Raw genomic sequence first — 3,145 nt, 5'->3', positions numbered from 1 at the left:
TATTATACACCAGGGAGGCAAACCTCTTAAAAAGATAATATGAAAGTATTGTAAACAATAGGGTTTTAGAATTTTTGAAGATGGTACTAATATAAAAGTAGGAGGTTGAGTATGGGATTTTTTAATAAAATTGCAGAAGGACTAAAAAAAACAAGAGAAAAGTTTTTTGGAAATATTAAGACCTTATTTTCGGGGAGAATTTTGGATGAGGATGTTTTAGAAGAGCTCGAAGAAATAATGATTTTATCCGATGTTGGTGTAGAAAGTACTAAAGATATTTTAGAGAAATTAAAAGAACGATATAAAAAAGAGAAAAGCGAAGATCCATTGTTATTATTAAGAGACATTATGGTAGAACATCTGGATAATAAACCACTCAATTTAAATCCAGATAAAAAACCATTCGTTATATTAGTTGTTGGAGTTAACGGTACCGGAAAAACAACAACTATAGCTAAATTAGGGAAATTATATAAGGAAAAAGGGAAAGATGTAGTTTTTGCAGCAGGGGATACATTTAGAGCAGCAGCAATTGAGCAATTAAAAGAATGGGGTAAAAGATTGAATATTAATGTAATAGCTCATTCGCATGGTTCAGATGCAGCAGCAGTTGCATATGATGCATTAAATCATGCGATTTCTAAGAATAAAGATGTGGTTATAATAGATACAGCGGGTAGATTACATACAAAAAGTAATTTGATGGAAGAATTGAAAAAAATAAAGAGAGTAATACAAAAGGTTATTCCAGATGCACCACATGAAATATTATTAGTTTTAGATGGTACGACGGGGCAAAATGGGATAATTCAAGCAAAGGTATTTAAAGAAGCAATAGATTTAAGTGGTATAGCAATAACAAAATTGGATGGAACAGCAAAAGGCGGCATAGCTTTTGCCATAAATCAAGAGTTGAAAATACCAATTAAGCTTATAGGTGTTGGAGAAAAAGCTGAAGATCTTCAAATTTTTGATCCTGAAATGTATTGTAATGCATTACTTGGTATAGAAGAATAAACCGATGCAAAAGCATCGGTTTTATTTTGTTCTGAATAATCTATCTCCAGCATCACCTAAACCAGGAATAATATAAGCATGATCATTTAATTTTTCATCAAGAGATGCTGTGTATATTTTTACATCCGGATAGTCTTCTTCAATATTTTTAATCCCTTCTGGTGCTGATAATAATGACATAACAATTATATTTTTAACCCCAAATTCTTTAACCTTTTTAATTGCGTATCTTATCGAAAAACCTGTAGCTAACATTGGATCTACGATAAATACATAATGATTTTCAGAAAAAGGTGGAAATTTCAAATAATATTCTACAGGTTTTAATGAATCTGGATCTCTATATATACCTAGAAAACCAATACTTGCATTAGGGACAAGACTAAGAATACCATCCATCATTCCCAAACCAGCTCTTAAAATAGGAACTATTGTAATTTTTTTATCTTCAACCATTTCTCCTACTGTAGTTTGAATAGGAGTTTCAATCTTGACGTTTATTGTGGGTAAATTTCTTGTAGCTTCATAAGTTAACAATTGAGTTATTTCTTTTAATAATTCTCTGAATTCTTTTGGACCAGTTTCTTTGTTTCTCATAATTGTAAGTTTATGCTTAATTAAGGGATGTTCAACAACAGTAAGATTTGAAAATTTCATAGTTGTGCCTCCTTTTTTTATATTCTTTTAACAATTATACCATAAAAATGCTTTGAACAATTTAATTTTTTTGATAGAATATATAAAGATTTAGAAAATAGGGGTGATTAAATGAAGATACTCTCATTGATGAAATATGAATTACTTAAGATTTTTAGAAACAAAGGTTTTTTATTTGCGTTGATAATTGTGCCTTTTTTGTTATCTTATTTGGGTTCGAATTTATTCCCTGAAAATATGTTATCAGATTACAAAATTGCTGTTTATAATGAAGATAATTCTTTTTTAGGAAAATTCGGATTTCTTTTTTTAAGCCAATTTTTTAAATGGAAAGATGCAGTTCAAATAACTTCTCATGCTGAATTAATAGATGCAATAAAAAGTAATGAATATGATTCAATTTTGATAGTTCCCAAAGGTTTTATGAATGATTTAAAAAATTATAAGGATACAAAGCTTATTTTGGTACCTAATCCTAATGACTTAAGCAGTAGTGTAGCAATATATACTGTTGTAAAAGCATTGTTTAATGAACTTTCAGGTATTCCTGAAATTTCTGCAGGGTCAACCACGCAGTTTTTATTGAAAGGTGGGATTTCAGTTGATAAAAACAGAAACCCTCCAGATATTGAGATACAAATACCTAATATTAATGATGGAAGTTTAACAAATATAAAAAATGCATCTTTAGATTTCCAAGATATGTTAGCCCCTTCAACTATATTGGTCTTAGTACTTATTTTTTCAATGGGAGGTATAGGTATTTCTGTTTCTCAAACAAAAGAAAATGGATTACTTGATATATATAGAGCAAACGGATTAAAAATTTGGGAATTTTCAATATATAAGTTGTTAACTTATGTGCTTTTAGGATTAATATCGAGTATTATTACTTTTTATGTATTCAAATATTTTGGAAGTAATTTTGCTGGTAAAGAAATATATATGATGATTTTGATAATTTTGAATGTTTTAATGTTTGCAACATTTGGATTGTTAATTGCTTCTCTTTCAAAAACAACAAGAACAACAACATTTTTATTGGCTATTTTTATTGGAACAATGGTTCTTTTTGGAGATGTTTTAATTTCAATTCCAAAAGATTCAATGTGGTATAAATGGTCGTATATTCTGCCTATAAAATATTCTATAGATTCATTAAGAAAAGTGGCATTATTGAATTATAATCTCTCTTTAGTTGTGAAAGATATATATGTAATTTTATTGTTTACAGTAGTATCGTTTATAGTTAGTTATATTTCTCTTTCCTATGTAGAAAAAAAATAAAAATAATTTAAAAGAATAAAAGGCTGGGAATTATCCCAGCCTTTTATTTGATAATATTTAATTCTTTACCAATTTTTTCGAATTTTTCACCTGACTTTGACAATTGTTTTTTTTAAAAAAAGAGATAACGCTGAAATATAGCGAAAAATATCAAATGTTAACTTTTTATAAAAAGCAAAATTAG

The 3,145-nt window shown here is 28.1% G+C and carries 3 protein-coding genes; 2 read left to right on the top strand and 1 reads right to left on the bottom strand.

Annotated features, from left to right (window positions below; genetic code table 11):
• Positions 1 to 111 precede the first annotated feature (111 nt).
• Positions 112 to 1,017 carry a signal recognition particle-docking protein FtsY gene (gene ftsY, locus BUA62_RS11175; RefSeq protein ID WP_072866112.1) on the top strand — a complete coding sequence of 302 codons (906 nt, stop codon included), beginning with the start codon at positions 112 to 114 and terminating at the stop codon, positions 1,015 to 1,017.
• 21 nt (positions 1,018 to 1,038) lie between these two features.
• Here ftsY and upp read toward each other — a convergent pair whose 3' ends face one another.
• Positions 1,039 to 1,674, bottom strand: coding sequence for a uracil phosphoribosyltransferase (upp, locus tag BUA62_RS11170; protein WP_072866111.1), 636 nt, complete (start codon positions 1,672 to 1,674; stop codon positions 1,039 to 1,041).
• Between the two features lie 111 nt (positions 1,675 to 1,785).
• Between upp and BUA62_RS11165 the strand changes: the two genes are divergently transcribed.
• Positions 1,786 to 2,961 carry an ABC transporter permease gene (locus BUA62_RS11165; RefSeq protein ID WP_072866110.1) on the top strand — a complete coding sequence of 392 codons (1,176 nt, stop codon included), beginning with the start codon at positions 1,786 to 1,788 and terminating at the stop codon, positions 2,959 to 2,961.
• Positions 2,962 to 3,145: the final 184 nt, after the last annotated feature.

It is taken from the genome of Marinitoga hydrogenitolerans DSM 16785 (genome assembly GCF_900129175.1).
Classification (GTDB): Bacteria; Thermotogota; Thermotogae; order Petrotogales; family Petrotogaceae; genus Marinitoga; species Marinitoga hydrogenitolerans.
This window is presented reverse-complemented; position numbering and strand designations above follow the sequence as displayed.